General features: G+C 67.8%; 9 protein-coding genes. All 9 read left to right on the forward strand.

Annotation, left to right across the window (positions count from 1 at the left end):
* The first annotated feature begins 35 nt into the window (after positions 1–35).
* On the forward strand, positions 36–1,952 hold the full coding sequence (locus RKP46_RS20185; RefSeq protein ID WP_409194108.1) for a 2Fe-2S iron-sulfur cluster-binding protein: 1,917 nt from the start codon (positions 36–38) through the stop codon (positions 1,950–1,952).
* Positions 1,953–2,218: 266 nt separating this feature from the next.
* Positions 2,219–3,625: a type VI secretion system-associated FHA domain protein TagH gene (tagH, locus tag RKP46_RS05755; RefSeq protein ID WP_311105747.1), complete on the forward strand. Its 1,407-nt coding sequence runs from the start codon at positions 2,219–2,221 to the stop codon at positions 3,623–3,625.
* Between the two features lie 15 nt (positions 3,626–3,640).
* Positions 3,641–4,120, forward strand: a complete 480-nt coding sequence (locus tag RKP46_RS05760; protein WP_311105748.1) for a cyclic nucleotide-binding domain-containing protein — start codon at positions 3,641–3,643, stop codon at positions 4,118–4,120.
* A gap of 25 nt (positions 4,121–4,145) precedes the next feature.
* On the forward strand, positions 4,146–6,812 hold the full coding sequence (locus RKP46_RS05765; protein WP_311105749.1) for an FAD-dependent oxidoreductase: 2,667 nt from the start codon (positions 4,146–4,148) through the stop codon (positions 6,810–6,812).
* A gap of 34 nt (positions 6,813–6,846) precedes the next feature.
* Complete coding sequence (locus tag RKP46_RS05770) at positions 6,847–8,016, forward strand: PQQ-dependent sugar dehydrogenase (RefSeq protein WP_311105750.1); 1,170 nt, start codon at positions 6,847–6,849, stop codon at positions 8,014–8,016.
* 243 nt (positions 8,017–8,259) lie between these two features.
* The gene (locus tag RKP46_RS05775; protein WP_311105751.1) at positions 8,260–10,092 is read left to right on the forward strand and encodes an efflux RND transporter periplasmic adaptor subunit; all 1,833 of its coding nucleotides are present in this window, start codon (positions 8,260–8,262) and stop codon (positions 10,090–10,092) included.
* Complete coding sequence (locus tag RKP46_RS05780; protein ID WP_311105752.1) at positions 10,093–12,234, forward strand: peptidase M50; 2,142 nt, start codon at positions 10,093–10,095, stop codon at positions 12,232–12,234.
* Positions 12,235–12,238: 4 nt separating this feature from the next.
* Positions 12,239–14,221, forward strand: coding sequence for a DEAD/DEAH box helicase (locus tag RKP46_RS05785; RefSeq protein ID WP_311105753.1), 1,983 nt, complete (start codon positions 12,239–12,241; stop codon positions 14,219–14,221).
* Between the two features lie 255 nt (positions 14,222–14,476).
* Positions 14,477–15,368, forward strand: an 892-nt coding sequence (locus RKP46_RS05790; protein WP_311105754.1) for an efflux RND transporter periplasmic adaptor subunit, incomplete at its 3' end; no start/stop codon positions are given.

A 15,368-nucleotide genomic window follows, 5' to 3' on the forward strand; every position in this document is an offset into this window, starting at 1 on the left:
GTACTACGCATCCCTTTCGCGAGCTGACATCGATCATGGTGAAACTCCTGCAACAAGCCATCCGCTGGCTGTTCATGCGCATCGAGAACGTGTTCAACATCGCTTTCGGCGAGAAGCTGAACCCCTTCTACCATCTCGGAACGATCAGCTTCTGGCAGTTCTGGCTGCTCCTCGTCTCCGGCCTCTATCTGTACATCTTTGCCGATACCGGCGTGCATGACGCCTTCGAATCGGTCGAGCGGATCACGCACGACCAATGGTGGGCCGGCGGGATTCTGCGCAGCATCCATCGCTACGCCACCGACGGCATGATCCTGACCATGCTGCTGCACATGTTGCGCCACTTCGCCTACGACCGCTATCGCGGCTTCCGCTCGTTCTCCTGGCTGACCGGCGTCGCGCTGCTCTGGCTGATCTACATTGCTGGCGTCAATGGCTTCATGCTCGTCTGGGACAAGCTGGCCCAGTTTGTCGTCATTGCCACGGCCGAGTGGTTCGATGTCCTGCCGATGTTCAACGGCACGCTGATCCGCAACTTCCTCTACCTGGAGAGCGTGAACAGCCGGCTGTTTACGCTGCTCGCCTTTGTCCACATCGGGGCACCGCTGATCGTTGGTTTCATCATGTGGGTACACGTGCAGCGCGTGCCGCGTGCGCATATCAACCCGCCGCGCGATATTGCTCTGGCCGTAACCCTGATGTATTTCGCGCTGGCCATCGTCAAGCCGATCCTCAGCCAGGGTGGCGAGGCCGACATGTCGGTCGTTCCGACGAACATCGAGTTCGACTGGTTCGAGTTGCCGGTGCTCGCGCTGGTTTATGTGATCAACCCGATGCATCTCTGGTACTGGGTCATCGGCCTGACCGCCTTTCTCTTTCTGCTTCCCTGGTTGCCGCCGAAGCGGCGCGGCGCGCTCGCCGGCGAGACCTCGATCACCTTCCACCCCGACCGGAAAACCGTGCATGCGCGTTTCGGCGAGACGCTGCTCGACGCGGGCCTGCGCCAGGCGATCGACCTCCCCTACGAGTGCCGCAACGGCGGTTGTGGCGTCTGCAAATGTACCGTTCTGCAAGGCCGGGTCGATCCCGGGCTGTATCAGCCGAGCGCCCTGTCGGCTAGCGAGCTGGCCCAGGGAAAAGTTCTCCTGTGCTGCGCGACGGCGCTCGCCGACGTCGAAGTCGAGTACCGCGCCGGCCAGGCGCTGGCGGCGATCCAGGAATACACCGCGCGCGTCGCCCGGCTCGAGCGACTGGCACCCGACGTCATGCGCGTGCTGCTCGCGCTGCCCGAGGGGCAGCGCATCGCCTTCAAGGCCGGACAGTACATCAACATCATCCTGGCTGACGGCGAGCGACGCGCCTTCTCGTTCGCCAACCCGCCGCATGAGCCCGAGTTCGTCGAGCTGCAGATTCGCCTGATGCCGGGTGGCCGCTTCACGACCTACGTCTTCGAGCAGATGAAGGAGGGCGACAGCCTGCGTTTCGAAGGCCCGATCGGCGACTTCACGCTGCGCGAATCGTCGCGCCCGATCGTCTTCGTTGCCGGCGCGACCGGCTTCGCACCGGTCAAGAGCATGGTCGAAGACGCCTTCCAGCGTGGCCTGAAGCGCGAGATCTACCTGTACTGGGGCGTGCGCACGTTGAAGGACCTCTACCTGCCCGGCTTGCCCGAAGCCTGGGCACGCGAGCACCCGAACTTCCACTTCATCCCGGTACTCTCCGAACCCACACCGGCAGACGCCTGGAGCGGCCGCACCGGACTCGTCCACGCGGCGATCCTCGAGGACTTCCCGGAACTGAAGGAGCACGAGATCTACGCCTGCGGTTCGGTGCGCATGGTCGAGGCCATCTTCCCCTTCCTGAAGAAGCACGGCGCGGAGGATGGCGCCTGCTTCTCGGACGCGTTCAGCGTTTCAGCACGCTCTCTCGCCTTCCAGCCGCGACAGTCATGACGCCTCGCGCGGCGCGCCGGCGATCGGCCGGCGCGCCGCCGGGCCTGGCAAGCGCTGACGAATCCGGCCGAGAAATTGTTGTCCCGGTCGTTCTGCCGTAAGATTGCTCCACCATCGGTGGCAAGCTCGCGGGCGTTTGCAGCGCACCGCCTTGGCGACCCGACACGGCTGCGCCGGTTCGTCGGAAACGAATCGCCCAGGCAAGCCACCGCCGGCGCGACGGGTTCATCCACCCAGACAGACCAGCCCCTACTCGACGAGGAAGCATGCAAGCTCCTGTGGACGACGAAGCAACACGCCTGATTGCACCGACCACCAGCGAACCCCGGTTGTGCCTGACCATCCGCAGCCCGGCCGAACTCGCTGAGGGACAGAGCGTAGCCGCGCGCCTCGGCGCGACCGGCAGCTTGTGCATTGGTCGCGACGAGCGCGCCGACTGGCTGCTCACTGATCGCTCGGGCGGCATCTCGCGCGAACACTGCCTGATCTGCTTTAGCGCCGGCGCCTTCGTGCTTGACGACAAGTCGGCCAACGGAACCTTCGTCAACGGATCGAGCGCGCGTCTGCGCGGCACTTACCGGCTACGCAACGGTGACCAGTTGTGCATCGGCCCCTATCTGATCGACGTCGAGATCAGCGGTGTCGCCGTAGCGCCGGCCGGCGCCGCGAACGTGTCCAGCACTGCCCACCGCGCGCCGAGCGAACCGCCGACGGCCAAGCTGCCACCGGCACCGCCAGCCACCATCCGGCGCGGCGGCGACCCGGCGGCACTGGTCGTGGACACCCCGCCGAGCGAAAGAGCGAGCGCACCGCCCACGCCGCTGGCGATCACCCCGGCCAGCCCGGCGCCAACAGCCGACGGGCACGGCAATCTGCCGGCGACAGCGCCGAGCACGCCGCCGAGCGACGAGTTCACCCGCCTTGCCCCGGTGGCCAGCCAACCCGCCGTGCCACCGGCGATGGCCGGGCTGCCGGCCGCAAGCGCCGGCCAGCCCGGCACCGCGCGCGCGCCGATACCGGCGGCGGCCGGCGCCGGCGACACCTCGCCGGACGCGACAGACACGGCTGAGCGCGTGCGCGCGGCGCTCGCGCGCGGCCTCGGCCTGTCCCTCGACGACCTGCACGAAAGCGATCCCGCGGTACTCGCCGAGCAAGTGGGCGAGTTGCTCCGGCTGTTCACCGGCGAGTTGCGTCAGCTTCTCGCGCAGCGTTCCGCCGCGCTTGACGAGCCGCCCGCCGTGCAGTCGGCGATCGGCGGGTGCAATCCGCTGGCCATCATGCCGAGCAGCGAGGAAGCATTGCGCATCCTTTTCGGTCCACCCCGGCGCGCTTTTCTCGAACCGCACACGGCCTACGCCAACAGCTTGCGCGATCTGGTGCACTATTGGCGGGCGAGCGAAGCGGCGATCGTCACGGCAACGCGTGTACTCGCCGGCGAACTCGCCCCGAGCGCAATCGAGCACGCTGCACAGGCCGACAAGGGCCTCGGACAACTGCTCGGCGCGCGCAAAGCAAAGCTCTGGGAGACCTACTGCGAACGCTGGAGCAAGCGCCCGGCGCTTCAGCCGGAACGCCCGCTCGCCTCGTTTCTGCGCACCTTCGCTGGACCTGCGCTGGACGGCGCCGGCGACCCAATCGAGAAAAGCAGCGCCGACGACGGCAGCCGCCATTGAACGAGAGGATGCGCAATGAAGTTCTTCACTTACGACGATCCTGACGAGCGGCTGACCGACCAGGCAGCGCCGCTCTTGCGTCCGGCGCTACGCGAATTTTCCGAAGCGCAACTCGACAGCCTGCACAGCTTCGTCGCCGAGTTACGCTTCGCGCCCGGTGCGCGCATCGTGTCGATCGGCGAGGACTGCCCCAGCCTGTTCATCATCGTCTCGGGCAGCGTCCGCATTGCCGCAAAAAAGGAGGAAAAGGCAGCTAACGACGAACGCGCGAGCGTCGTGCTCGGCGAGGGCGAGGTGTTCGGAATCTCCTCGTTCCTCGACGGCGAAGCCAGCGCGATCAGCGCCGAGGCGTGCGATGGCAGCGAGCTTCTCGTCCTGCGCCGCTCTTCCCTCGACCAGTTGGCCGCCTGGCAGCCGGCGCTCGCCATCGCCCTGCTGCACGATCTGGCGACCTACGCCAGCCGCCGCCTGCGCGCACTCGATGCCGCCTGTTGAAACGAACGCCGGCTGCAGCAATACGATGAACCGCCAAGCGAACCCTGAACACTTCTTCGCCAACTACAGCAAACGACGCTCGGCCCTGCCGCAAGCCGCCTGGCTGGCCTTGCGCGTGCTCGTCCTGCTCGTCACGCTGGCGTTGGCCGGAGTGCTCGCGCTGTATCCGGCGGTCGGCCTGAAGCTGTGGTGGGGGCTGGCGATTCCCATCGTCCCGGCGCTTCTCGTCGTCGCCCCGGGCTTGTGGCGGCAGGTGTGTCCGATGGCTTTCCTCAACCAGATTCCCCGCCTGACCGGCAAGAGCCGCACGCGGGCGCTCCCCGCACGCCTGAAGAACGCGGCTTTCGTGATTGCCGTCGGGATCTTTCTCGCCTGCGTCGCAGCGCGTGCGCCGCTGCTCAACCGGCACGGCGAACTGGTCGCTATCCTGATCGTCGGCGTGCTCCTCGTCGCTCTTGCCGGCGGTTTCGTCTTCGCCGGACGCAGCGGCTGGTGCGGCACGTTCTGTCCGCTCGGGCCGATCCAGCGCACTTATGGACACGCGCCGCTGATCGTTGTCCCGAATGGCTACTGCCCGACCTGCGTCGGCTGCCAGAAGAACTGCTACGACTTCAACCCGCGCGGCGCGATCTTCGCCGATCTGGTCGATGCCGACCCGCGCTATGCGGCACAGCGCCGCCTTTTCATCGGCCTGCTGCCCGGCCTGATCTGCGCCTACTTCATGCAGGGACCGGCGCCTGCATATTCGTATCCGGTTTACCTGCTCATTCTGCTCGCCGGCTGCTGTGCCTCGGCGGGTCTCTACGCCATCGCCACCAGTTGCTTTCCCCTTTCGCCGCATCGGGTTGCGGCGGTTTTTGCCGCGCTTGCCCTGGTCATTTTCTACTGGTACGCCGGCCCGATCATTCTCGCCACGCTGGCCCATTTCCTGGCTTTCGCCGAGCCCGACTGGGCGATCGCCGTCAGTCGCAGCGTCGGTCTGCTCGCCGGCCTGACGCTGCTGGTCGCCAGTCTCTACGCCGAACGCCTGTTTCATCAGGCCGCGGCAAAAGTCGTCGAGCCGCCCGCCGACAGCCCGCGCAAGACACAACTGCGCACGCGCTTCGGCGGCCGGCAGGGGGCGATGGTGACCGATCGGGAAAGCGGTGTCGCTTTCCCGGTGGTGCCCGGCGCCACCCTGCTCGACGCGATCGAGACCGCCGGCCTGAAGATCAACTACGGCTGCCGCGCCGGCCTCTGCGGCGCCGATCCGGTCGTCGTCTGCGAGGGCGAGAAATACCTCTCGGCGCCCGGTGACGACGAAAGCGCGACGCTGCGTCGACTCGGTCTCACCGGCAAGGCACGCCTGGCGTGCATGTGCCGGGTGAGCGGCCCGGTGGTCATCGACCGCGATCCGAATTCGGCCGGGCCGGCCGCGACGCCGGCTGCGACCAGCCCGCCGCTGGCCGACCATGCGCTGGCCGCCGGCATCAAACGCGTCGTCATCGTCGGCAATGGCGTCGCCGGAATCAGCGCCGCCGAGCACTTGCGGCAGCTCAGCAGCTCGTTGCAGATCGACGTCGTGAGCAGCGAGCCGCTGCACTTCTACAACCGGATGGCAATCGGGCGTCTGATCTATGGCCGCACCGGCATGGACGGCCTGCAACTGATTCCCGACGCCTGGTACGGCAAGAACCGGGTCGAGGTCTGGCGCAACTCGATCGTGCGCGCGATCGACCGCACGGACAAGAAAGTCATCCTGGCGACCGGCGAGCAGCTCGCTTACGACCGCCTGATCCTCGCCACCGGCGCGCATGCGACGACGCCCGAGGCCGATTTCCTGGCTTTTTCCAACGCCTTCGTCCTGCGTTCGGCGGAAGACGCGCAGGCCTTGCGCAGCGCCGTCCAGGTGCGGCGAGCGCGGCGGGCCGTGGTCATCGGCGGCGGCGTCCTCGGCGTCGAGGCGGCCGATGCGCTGCACCACCTGGGCTTGCACGTCGTTCTCCTGCAGCGCGCCGACCGCCTGATGAACGCGCAGCTCGACGCGCCAGGTGCCGCGCGGCTCACCGCTTACCTTGAAGGAATCGGCATCCAGGTCCTCACGCAAGCGGTCGTCGAGCGCTGGGAGGGCAAGGGCGACCTGCTGCGCGGCGCCTGGCTGGCGCATGGACCGTGCGCGCGCGCCGACCTTTTCGTCGCCTGCCTGGGAATCAGCGCCAACGTCCAGTTGGCGCGCGCCGCCGGCCTGCGCGTCGAACGCGGCATCGTCGTCGACGCCGCGATGCGCAGCAGCGACCCGGACATCTACGCCATCGGCGATGTCGCCGAGCTGCCAGGCAGCCCCGGCGGCCTGTGGCCGATCGCCGCCGCGCAGGCGGTGGTCGCCGCCAGCGCCCTGCTCGACCAGCCGGCGGCCTACACGCCGCCGCGCGTCATCCTGCAGTTGAAGTGCGACGGCATCGACCTGCGCAGCTTCGGTGAGATCAGCCCGCGCCCGGGCGACGAGGAATTTACCGCTGCCCCGGGCGATGCCGCCTGGTGGCGCTTGATCCTGCGCCAGGGCGCGCTCGTCGGAGCCCTCTACGTCGGCCCGCCGCGCTCGGCGAAAGACTTTACGCGCGCCGTGCAGGAAGGCCTCGACCTCACGCCATTGCGCGCCGATCTGCGCCGTGGCGACCTCACGGCGCTCGCCCGCCTGACGTCCGCCCGGTGAACGCGGGCTTGTCGTACCAGCCGACGTGTGCCGCATGCCCCACTTGCCCAAGCTGCTGAAGCGGGCGACCGGCTGGCCGCAGCGGTGCGCGCTGAGCGCCGCGCTGGCGCTGCTCTGCGCGTTCGTCCCGGCGCGCGTCGCTGGCCAGGTCTTCGACAGCGAACTTCAGCGCTTTCGCCTGACGATCGTCACCAGCGGACTTGAACACCCCTGGGGACTGGCTTTCCTGCCCGACGGTCGGATGCTGGTCAGCGAGCGGCCCGGTCGACTGCGTCTGATTGACGCGCAGGGACGCCTGGAGCCGCAAGCGGTGCAGGGCCTGCCACCGGTCGCCGCGATCGGTCAGGGCGGCTTGCTCGATGTCGCGCTGCACCCGGCATTCCGCCAGAACGGGTGGATCTATCTTTCCTACGTCGCCGGGGGTACCGGCGCTTACGGCACCGAGGTGCTGCGCGCGCGGCTCAGGGGAAAGGCGCTGCATGATGTGCAGGTCCTTTTTCGCATGCGTCCGAAATCCGCCACCGGCTACCATTTCGGCTCACGCCTGGTCTTCGACCGGCAGGGGCACCTCTACGTCACGCTCGGCGACCGTGGCGAGCAGGACCGCGCGCAGCGCCTGGACGACCACGCCGGATCGGTCATCCGCCTGCACGACGACGGCCGCGTGCCGGCCGACAATCCCTTCGTCAAGCAGGCCGGCGCACTGCCCGAAAAGTTCACGCTCGGCAACCGAAACATCCAGGGAGCCGCCCTGCACCCGGCCAGCGGCGAAGTGTGGGCGCACGAACACGGCCCGCAGGGCGGTGACGAAATCAACGTGATCCGGGCGGGAGTCAATTACGGTTGGCCGGTGATCACCTATGGCCGCAATTACGGCAGCGGAACGCGTATCGGCGAGGGCAGCGAGAAGCCCGGGATGGCGCAACCGGTGCATCAATGGACGCCATCGATTGCCCCATCCGGCATGGCTTTCTATACCGGAAAGCGATTTCCCGCCTGGCAGGGCGATCTCTTCGTCGGCGCGCTGCGCGACCAGATGCTGCTGCGCATCCGGCTCGACGGGGAACGCGTCGTTCGCCAGGAAACGCTGCTGAAGTCGGCCATCGGTCGAATCCGCGACGTGCGCAATGGGCCGGACGGCTTTCTCTATCTGCTCACCGATAGCCCGCGCGGTGTCCTCGCGCGCCTGGAGCCTGTACCCTGAGGGCGCCTGGCAGCCGCCAGCAAGAGCCCGGCCGCAGGCCCCATTCCGACCTTCCACCCGCTGAGTGCAACCTCCGGCAACCCCGGCAATTGCCTCTCCTCGCCGCTCCGCGGCAAACAATCCTAAGGAAATCGGCCTGCCTGCCGTAAATGAGGCGTGGAGGGACGCTCCGGTGATCCGGTCTCTGCCGACGGCAGAGCATGCATCAGCCGGGCATTTACCGATGGATAGCGCACAGACGTTATGGAATCGACAATACAGGACTGGCTTGGCCAGCTATGTGGCAAGATCACCGGCGTGCGCAGCGCACTCATTCTGCTCGCTGCGCGCCCCGGACAATCGCTGCCGGCAGCGGTCTGGCCGGCCGACAGCCGGCCGCCGACCGAGGTTTACACGGCAGCGCGCGATACTCTGCTCGGCGACCTCGCAGTCCATTGCGTCAGTCCCTCGACAACCGCGCAGTATCACATCTTCTCGCTTCCCTTGCGCCTCGCCAACTGGTCTGGCGGCGCCTTCGCGATTGCTGTCGACCCCGCCGAAGCAGCGCCCGACGACATCGTCCTCGGCACCATCCGGCCGGCAGTCGCCCAACTCCACCCCTTGCTCGCCATGCTGCAGCCGGCCAATCCCGGCAGTTCGGAGGCTTTGCGGCTGACCGCAGCGCTGCTCGCGCACGACGATGTGGCATTGGCGTGCACCGCCTTCGCCAACGAGGTCGCCAGCATCTTTCGCTGCCACCGGGCCAGCGTCGGCCTGCTTCAGGGGGGACACGTGGCGGTCGTCGCGACCTCGCACGGCAGCGGACGAATCACCCCGGGCGAGGCGTTCAACGAACTCGAGGCGGCGATGGAGGAAGCCGTCGATCAGGGAACGACGGTACAGTACCCGCTCGACAAAGACGCCCGGGCGCTTGTCGTGCTGGCGCATACGATTCTCGCCAGGGGGGCGCAGGAATCGGTGATGACCGTGCCGCTCGTCGTCGAGCGGCAGATGATCGGCGCGATCACGCTCGAGAGTCCGAGCGATGCCGCCTTCAACGAAGACGAGAAGCTTCTGCTCGAGCACCTGGTGGGCTTGCTCGCACCCCTCGTGGTGCTCAAGCAGCGCGCCAGCGAGAGTGCCTGGCAACGCGGCCGCAGCAGCCTGGCCAGGTATTGGTCGCAGTTGCGCGCGCCCGGGATGAACCGTTGCAAGCTGGTTGGCGCCACCGTCGCCGGCCTCTTTCTGCTGCTCACTGCCCTGCCGGTACCCTATCGCGTGACCGCGCCGGCCCGGGTCGAAGGCGAAGTGCAGCGCGTTCTCGCCGCACCCAACGACGGCTTCCTGCACCAGGTGCATGCCCGCCCCGGCGACGAAGTGAAGCACCATCAGGTGCTGGTCGAACTCGCGCAGGAGAACCTGCTGCTTGAACAGCGCAAGTGGCAGAGCGAGCTTGCCCAACACGAAAACGCCTATGGCGCGGCAATGGCGAAGGGTGACCGCACACAACTGGCGGTCAGCATGGCACGCATGCAGGAAGCGCAAGCGCAGCTTGGCCTGGTCGAGCAGCAACTGGCGCGCAGCCGCCTGAATGCGCCTTTCGACGGGATCGTGACTGAAGGCGACCTGGCCCAGTCGCTCGGTTCGCCGGTGAAGAAAGGCCAGATCCTGATGACCATCGCGCCGCGCGGGCGTTACCGGATCGTCGTCGAAGTCGACGAGATCGACATCCGGCACGTAGAAAACGGCCAGTCGGGAAGCCTCACGCCGACCGCCAGACCGGGCGACAGTCAGAACTTCTTCGTCAGCCGGATCACGCCGGTAGCGACGGTGATCGACACGCGCAATGTCTTCGAGGTCGAAGGCGCACTGCACGGCGGCGCGCCAATGCTCGCTGCAACGGATTTCGGCGCATCGCCAGCGGCGACCGGCACGCCGGCGGTCGGCGTGCCGGCGGCGGCGACCAACGCCGAGCGGCTGCGCCCGGGGATGCGCGGCGTGGCCAAGATCGCAGCCGGCTACCGACCGCTTGGCTGGATACTTTTCTACCGATTGGCAAACTGGGCCAGGCTCAACCTCTGGCGCTGGGGGTTCTGAGTGAGCAGCGCGCTGGTTCACCCGCACTGGTACCGCATCGCCGAACTGCATCCCACGCTGCGCGGGCACGTGGCGATTCGCCGGCATGTCGTTCGCGGCGAGGTCTGGTACGTGCTCAGCGACGCCGTCGAAGACCGACACTTTCGGCTCAACCCGGTCGCCTACCGCTTCGTCGGGCTGTGCGACGGCAAGCGCAGCGTCGAGGAAGTCTGGCTCCTGCTCAACGACGCGCTGGGCGAAGGCGCGCCGACGCAGGCCGAGGTGGTGAGCATCATCGCCCGCCTGTCGCACGGCAACCTGCTGCGCAGCGAGGCGCTGCCCGATGTCGATCTGATGTTCGAGCAGCGGACGATTGCGCGCGAACAGCAACGCTGGTCGCAACTCAACCCCCTGTTCTTTCGCGTCGGCCTGGTCGATCCAAGCGCCTGGCTGGTGCCCTTCGAGCCCTGGCTGACGCGTATCTTTTCGCGCACTTCGCTGGTGCTCTGGTGCGCACTGATCGTCCTGGCTGGCACGGCGGCCGCGGTCAACTGGTCCGAGTTGAGCCGGCAGACGACGGAGAAGATGAACAGCCCGTCATTCCTCCTGCTCACCTGGCTCGCTTACCCGTTGATCAAGACCTTGCACGAACTCGGCCACGCGCTGGCGATTCGCCGCTGGGGCGGCAGCGTCAGGAAGATCGGCGTCACCCTGCTCTTCTTCATGCCGGTACCCTGGGTAGACGCGGCGGCCGCGAGCGCGTTTCGCCTGCGTCGGCAGCGAGTCGTCGTCAGCGCCGCCGGGATGATGGTCGAAGCCCTGCTTGGCGCCTGCGCGCTCGGCGTCTGGTTGACCGCCGAAGCCGGCAGCGTGCGCGATGCGGCGCTCGCCGTGATGCTCGTTGCCAGCGTATCGACGCTGCTCTTCAACGGCAATCCACTGATGCGCTACGACGGCTATTTCATCCTCACCGACCTGTTCGATCTGCCCAACCTGGCTGCACGCAGCAGCGCCTGCTGGACTTTTCTGATCCGCCGCTACCTGTTCCGCATCGACGCCGACGAACCCGCCGCCGCCCCCGGCGAGCGCCGCTGGCTGATCTGCTACAGCCCGGCGTCGCTCGCCTACCGGATGCTCGTGGCGCTCACCGTCGTCGTCTGGATCAGCACCTACTCGGTGCCCTTCGCCGGCGTGGTAGCGCTTGGACTGCTCTGGGGATTCTTCGCCAAGCCCGGCATCGCCCTCTGGCGCGCGCTCTGGCAGGAGAGCGACGATGCGCGCCAGGCGCGGCGCGCACGCCGCATCGCGTACGCCAGCGCAGCGCTCGTACTGAGCGTTCTCTTCGCCTGTCCATTCCCGCTGCGTGTCGTCGCTGAGGGCGTCATCTGGTTACCCGAAGACGCACGCGTTCGCCCGGAAACTGACGGCTTCATCGTACGCACGCTGGTCGCCGACGGCAGTAACGTGCACACAGGACAGGTCCTGTTCGAGCTGGCCGACGACGAGCTGTGGGTCGAGGGCGAACGACTGAACTCGCGTCTCGCCCAGCTTCAGGCCGAGCAGTACGCGGCCTTCCCGCGCCAGGCGGAACGTGCTCAGAACCTGGCCGAAGAGATCGAGAGCGTGCATGCAGCGCTCGCACTGAACGAAACACGCATACAGAATCTGCACGTGCGCGCCGCCAGCAGCGGTCGCCTGGTCGTTCCGCGCGAGGCCGACCTTGCCGGCCGCTACGTCGCACGCGGGACCGACATCGCCTACATTCTCGCCGAGACGACGCCGCGCGTACGCGCCGTACTGGCGCAACAGGACGTTTCACTGATCAGCGAACGGCTGCGCGGCGCTGAAGTCTGGCGCAGCGAAAGCGCGGGCACGGCGCCGGCAACGCCAAGCCGCAGCACACCGGCGGCAACCGCGGCGCTACCCAGTGCCGCGCTCGGTGATCGCGCCGGCGGACGCATCGTCACCGACCCGCAAGACCGCAAGGGCGTCGCCGCGCTAGAACCGGTTTTCGTCGTTGACCTCGACCTGCCCGGCGGGCTGCTCGAGCGTGTCGGCGGACGCGTCGAGGTCCGCTTCGATCTCGGCTGGGAGCCGCTTGCCGGACAGGCGTGGCGCCGCCTGCGGCAGACCTTCCTCAGCCATCTGAGCCAGACCGGCTGAAACCATGCAATCCGCCGCCGCCAGCCTGCCGACACCCGGGCTTTTCTGGGGCGCCTACCCGGAGCGTTCGCGGCCGCGCACGCGCGGTTTCGAGCGACTGATCGAGCGCACGGTCGTTCGCCTGCAACCGCCCGCTGCGCTGCGCATGCACGCCTACCGCTCTTTCCTGGCGCGCGTCGCCGGCTATCAGGCAGCGGCTGACGCAGCGGCTCGGCCAGAACTGCGACTCGCCGAGTTGAGGGCGAAGCTCTCGCGCAGCGGCCTGCGCGACGAAGCGCTGGCGCAGGCTTTTGCGCTGGTCGCCGCGCATTGCCCGGTGACGCTCGGGATGGCGCCCTTCGACCTCCAGTTGATCGCTGCGCGCGCCATCGTCGACGGCCTGCTGGTGGAAATGGCCACCGGCGAAGGGAAAACGCTGGCGGTCGCCATTGCCGCCGCAGTCGCCGCGTTGGCCGGCATTCCGGTGCACGTGATCACCGCCAACGATTACCTGGTCGAACGTGACGCCGAGCGCCTGGCACCGCTCTATACGGCCCTCGGGCTACGCGTCGGGCGTATCGTCAGCCGCCTCAGCGGCGCTCAGCGGCGCGCTGCCTACGCCTGCGACATCACCTACTGTACCGCCAAGGAAGTCGGTTTCGACTATCTGCGCGACCGCGCCGGCGCCCGCCGGCAGCGCGGCGACCTGCGCTGGCGCGCCGACCGACTGGCCGGACGCGCAGGTAGCGAAACGCTGCTGCGTGGACTGTGCATGGCGATCGTCGACGAAGCCGACAGCGTGCTGATCGACGAGGCACGCGTTCCGCTGATCCTCGCTCGCTCGGTCGACAGCGCGCGCGAGCGCGCCGACCATGCGCAGGCGCTGGCGCTCGCCAGGCAGCTCAGCGCGGAGGAAGACTTCGTCCTCGATCCGGCGTCGCGCCGCATCAGCATCCTGCCCGCGGGGGAAGAACGCCTGGCGGAACTCGTCGCCACCGCGCCCGCGCCCTGGCGCAATCGCCGTTTCCGCGAGGAATGGATCAAACAGGCGCTGAGCGCGCTGCACTGTTTTCACCGCGACCGCGACTACATCGTGCGTGATCTTTCCATCGAGATTGTCGATGCCACCACCGGTCGCGTCGCCAGCGGTCGCACCTGGTCGCGCGGGCTGCATCAGATGATCGAGCTCAAGGAGAACTGCGCCCCGACACCGGCGCACGTCACTGCCGCTCAGATCACTTTTCAGCGCCTTTTCCGGCGCTACCACCGGCTGGCCGGCGTCAGTGGAACGCTGGCCGAATCGGCCAGCGAGCTGGCCGACATCTACGGCCTGCACGTCCTGCGCCTGCCCCTGCGGCAAGCTGCGCAACGCCGCGTTCTGCCGACGCGTGTCCTTGCCAACCGCTCCGCCCTGTGGGCAGCCGTCAGCGAGCGCGTCGCCAGCTTGCGCGCAGCCGGACGCCCGGTGCTGATCGGCACCGACTCGGTCGCCGATTCCGAGGCCCTCGCCGGCGCGCTGGCCAGCGCCGGAATCGATTGTCGAGTTCTCAACGCGCGTCAGGATCGCGCCGAGGCCGAGATCGTCGCGCTCGCCGGTTTGCGCGCGCAGGTCACCGTCACCACCAACATGGCCGGTCGCGGAACCGACATTCCGCTCGGCACCGGCGTCGCCGCGCTCGGTGGCCTGCACGTCATTTCCTGCCAGCACAATGCGGCGCGCCGAATCGACCGGCAGTTGCTCGGCCGCTGCGCGCGCCAGGGGCTGCCGGGCAGCGCCGAGACACTGCTTGGTCTCGATTCCGATCTCCTCGCGCGACGATGTCCGTCTTCCTGGCTGGCCGCCGTGCAAGCGCACCTGGACTACCGGCCGACGCAGATACTCGCCCGCTTTCTCGCCTATCTCGTGCAGCGCGCCGAGGAGGCTCGCGAGCGCGCGGCGCGGCGAAGATTGCTGCTCGACGACGAGCGTACGGAAAGTCAGCTCGCCTTCGGCGGCGAGGGCGATTGAGCCCGCGCCGGCGATCCGCTCTGCAGCAGCCGGCGAGGCCGCCGACGCACGCGCCCGGCGCCGCGCGAAGGCGGCTGGCGACCTCGCCGAGCTTGCGCCCCCAGGCCGGCGACGCAAAACGAGTGCTGAAGGCTAAAGATCCGGCTCATATTGCCGTTTGAATGCGAGAACCCATCGTTCGTACTTCGTGCCGATACGCGGTCGGCAGGCGCCACCACACCCGATTGGCGCGCGATCAGGAATCCAGGACAAGCAATGAACCTTAGAAGTGGTCACCCCACGGGCGGCTGGATGCTGCTGGCGCTGACCCTGTGCACGGTATCGCGTGCGCACGCCGCGGGAGCGCTTGGCTGCCTGATCGAGCCCTACCAGGTGGCGGAAGTCGGCAGCCAGGTGGTCGGCGTGCTCGACAAGGTGCTGGTCGATCGTGGATCGACGATCCAGAAGGGTCAGGTTCTTGCCACGCTCAAAGCTGACGTCGAGAAAGCGGCGGCCGGTGTCGCGCGCAGTCGCGCGCAGGCGCAGGCTGACCTGCAAGCGGCACAGGCCAGCCGCGACTACAACCAGCAGCGCCTGGCACGCGCCAATGACCTCGTCGCCCGGAACTTCATCTCGCCGCAGGCGCGCGAGCAGACGCAGAACGAGGCCGAAGTCGCCGAGCAGCGCTTGGCGCAGGCGCGCGAACAGAAGCGCATCTGGGACTACGAGTACGAGATGGCGCGCGCGCAGTTGTCGCTGCGCAAACTGCTCAGCCCGCTCTCAGGAGTCGTCATCGAACGCTACCTCTCGCCCGGCGAGCGCGTCGAAGATCGCCCCGTCCTGAAAGTGGCAATGATGGACCCGCTGCGGGTCGAAGTTTTCATGCCGGCGGCAAGCTACCGCCAGGTCAGACCCGGAATGAGCGCCAGCGTTTACCCGGACCTGCCCGACGCTGGCCAACGCAGCGCGACAGTCACCCTGGTCGACCAGTTCATCGATCCGGCCAGCAACACGTTTCGCGTCCGCCTCGAACTGCCCAACCCGAACAACGAACTGCCGGCCGGCTTGCGCTGCAAGGTCGCGATCGGCGATCTGTCGATCGGCAACCCGACCAGCTCCGGCCGGGAAGCCACGCACGGCGCCCCCGCCGCCGTTGCCCGCGCGCCCG

Source organism: Accumulibacter sp., assembly GCF_031732815.1.
In the GTDB taxonomy this organism is placed as follows: Bacteria; Pseudomonadota; Gammaproteobacteria; order Burkholderiales; family Rhodocyclaceae; genus Accumulibacter.

Excerpts from the sequence above, each read along its gene's own strand:
- RKP46_RS20185 (WP_409194108.1), top strand. The coding sequence starts at position 36 with ATGGTGAAACTCCTGCAACAAGCCATCCGCTGGCTGTTCATGCGCATC.
- tagH (WP_311105747.1), top strand. The coding sequence starts at position 2,219 with ATGCAAGCTCCTGTGGACGACGAAGCAACACGCCTGATTGCACCGACC.
- RKP46_RS05760 (WP_311105748.1), top strand. The coding sequence starts at position 3,641 with ATGAAGTTCTTCACTTACGACGATCCTGACGAGCGGCTGACCGACCAG.
- RKP46_RS05765 (WP_311105749.1), top strand. The coding sequence starts at position 4,146 with ATGAACCGCCAAGCGAACCCTGAACACTTCTTCGCCAACTACAGCAAA.
- RKP46_RS05770 (WP_311105750.1), top strand. The coding sequence starts at position 6,847 with ATGCCCCACTTGCCCAAGCTGCTGAAGCGGGCGACCGGCTGGCCGCAG.
- RKP46_RS05775 (WP_311105751.1), top strand. The coding sequence starts at position 8,260 with ATGGAATCGACAATACAGGACTGGCTTGGCCAGCTATGTGGCAAGATC.
- RKP46_RS05785 (WP_311105753.1), top strand. The coding sequence starts at position 12,239 with ATGCAATCCGCCGCCGCCAGCCTGCCGACACCCGGGCTTTTCTGGGGC.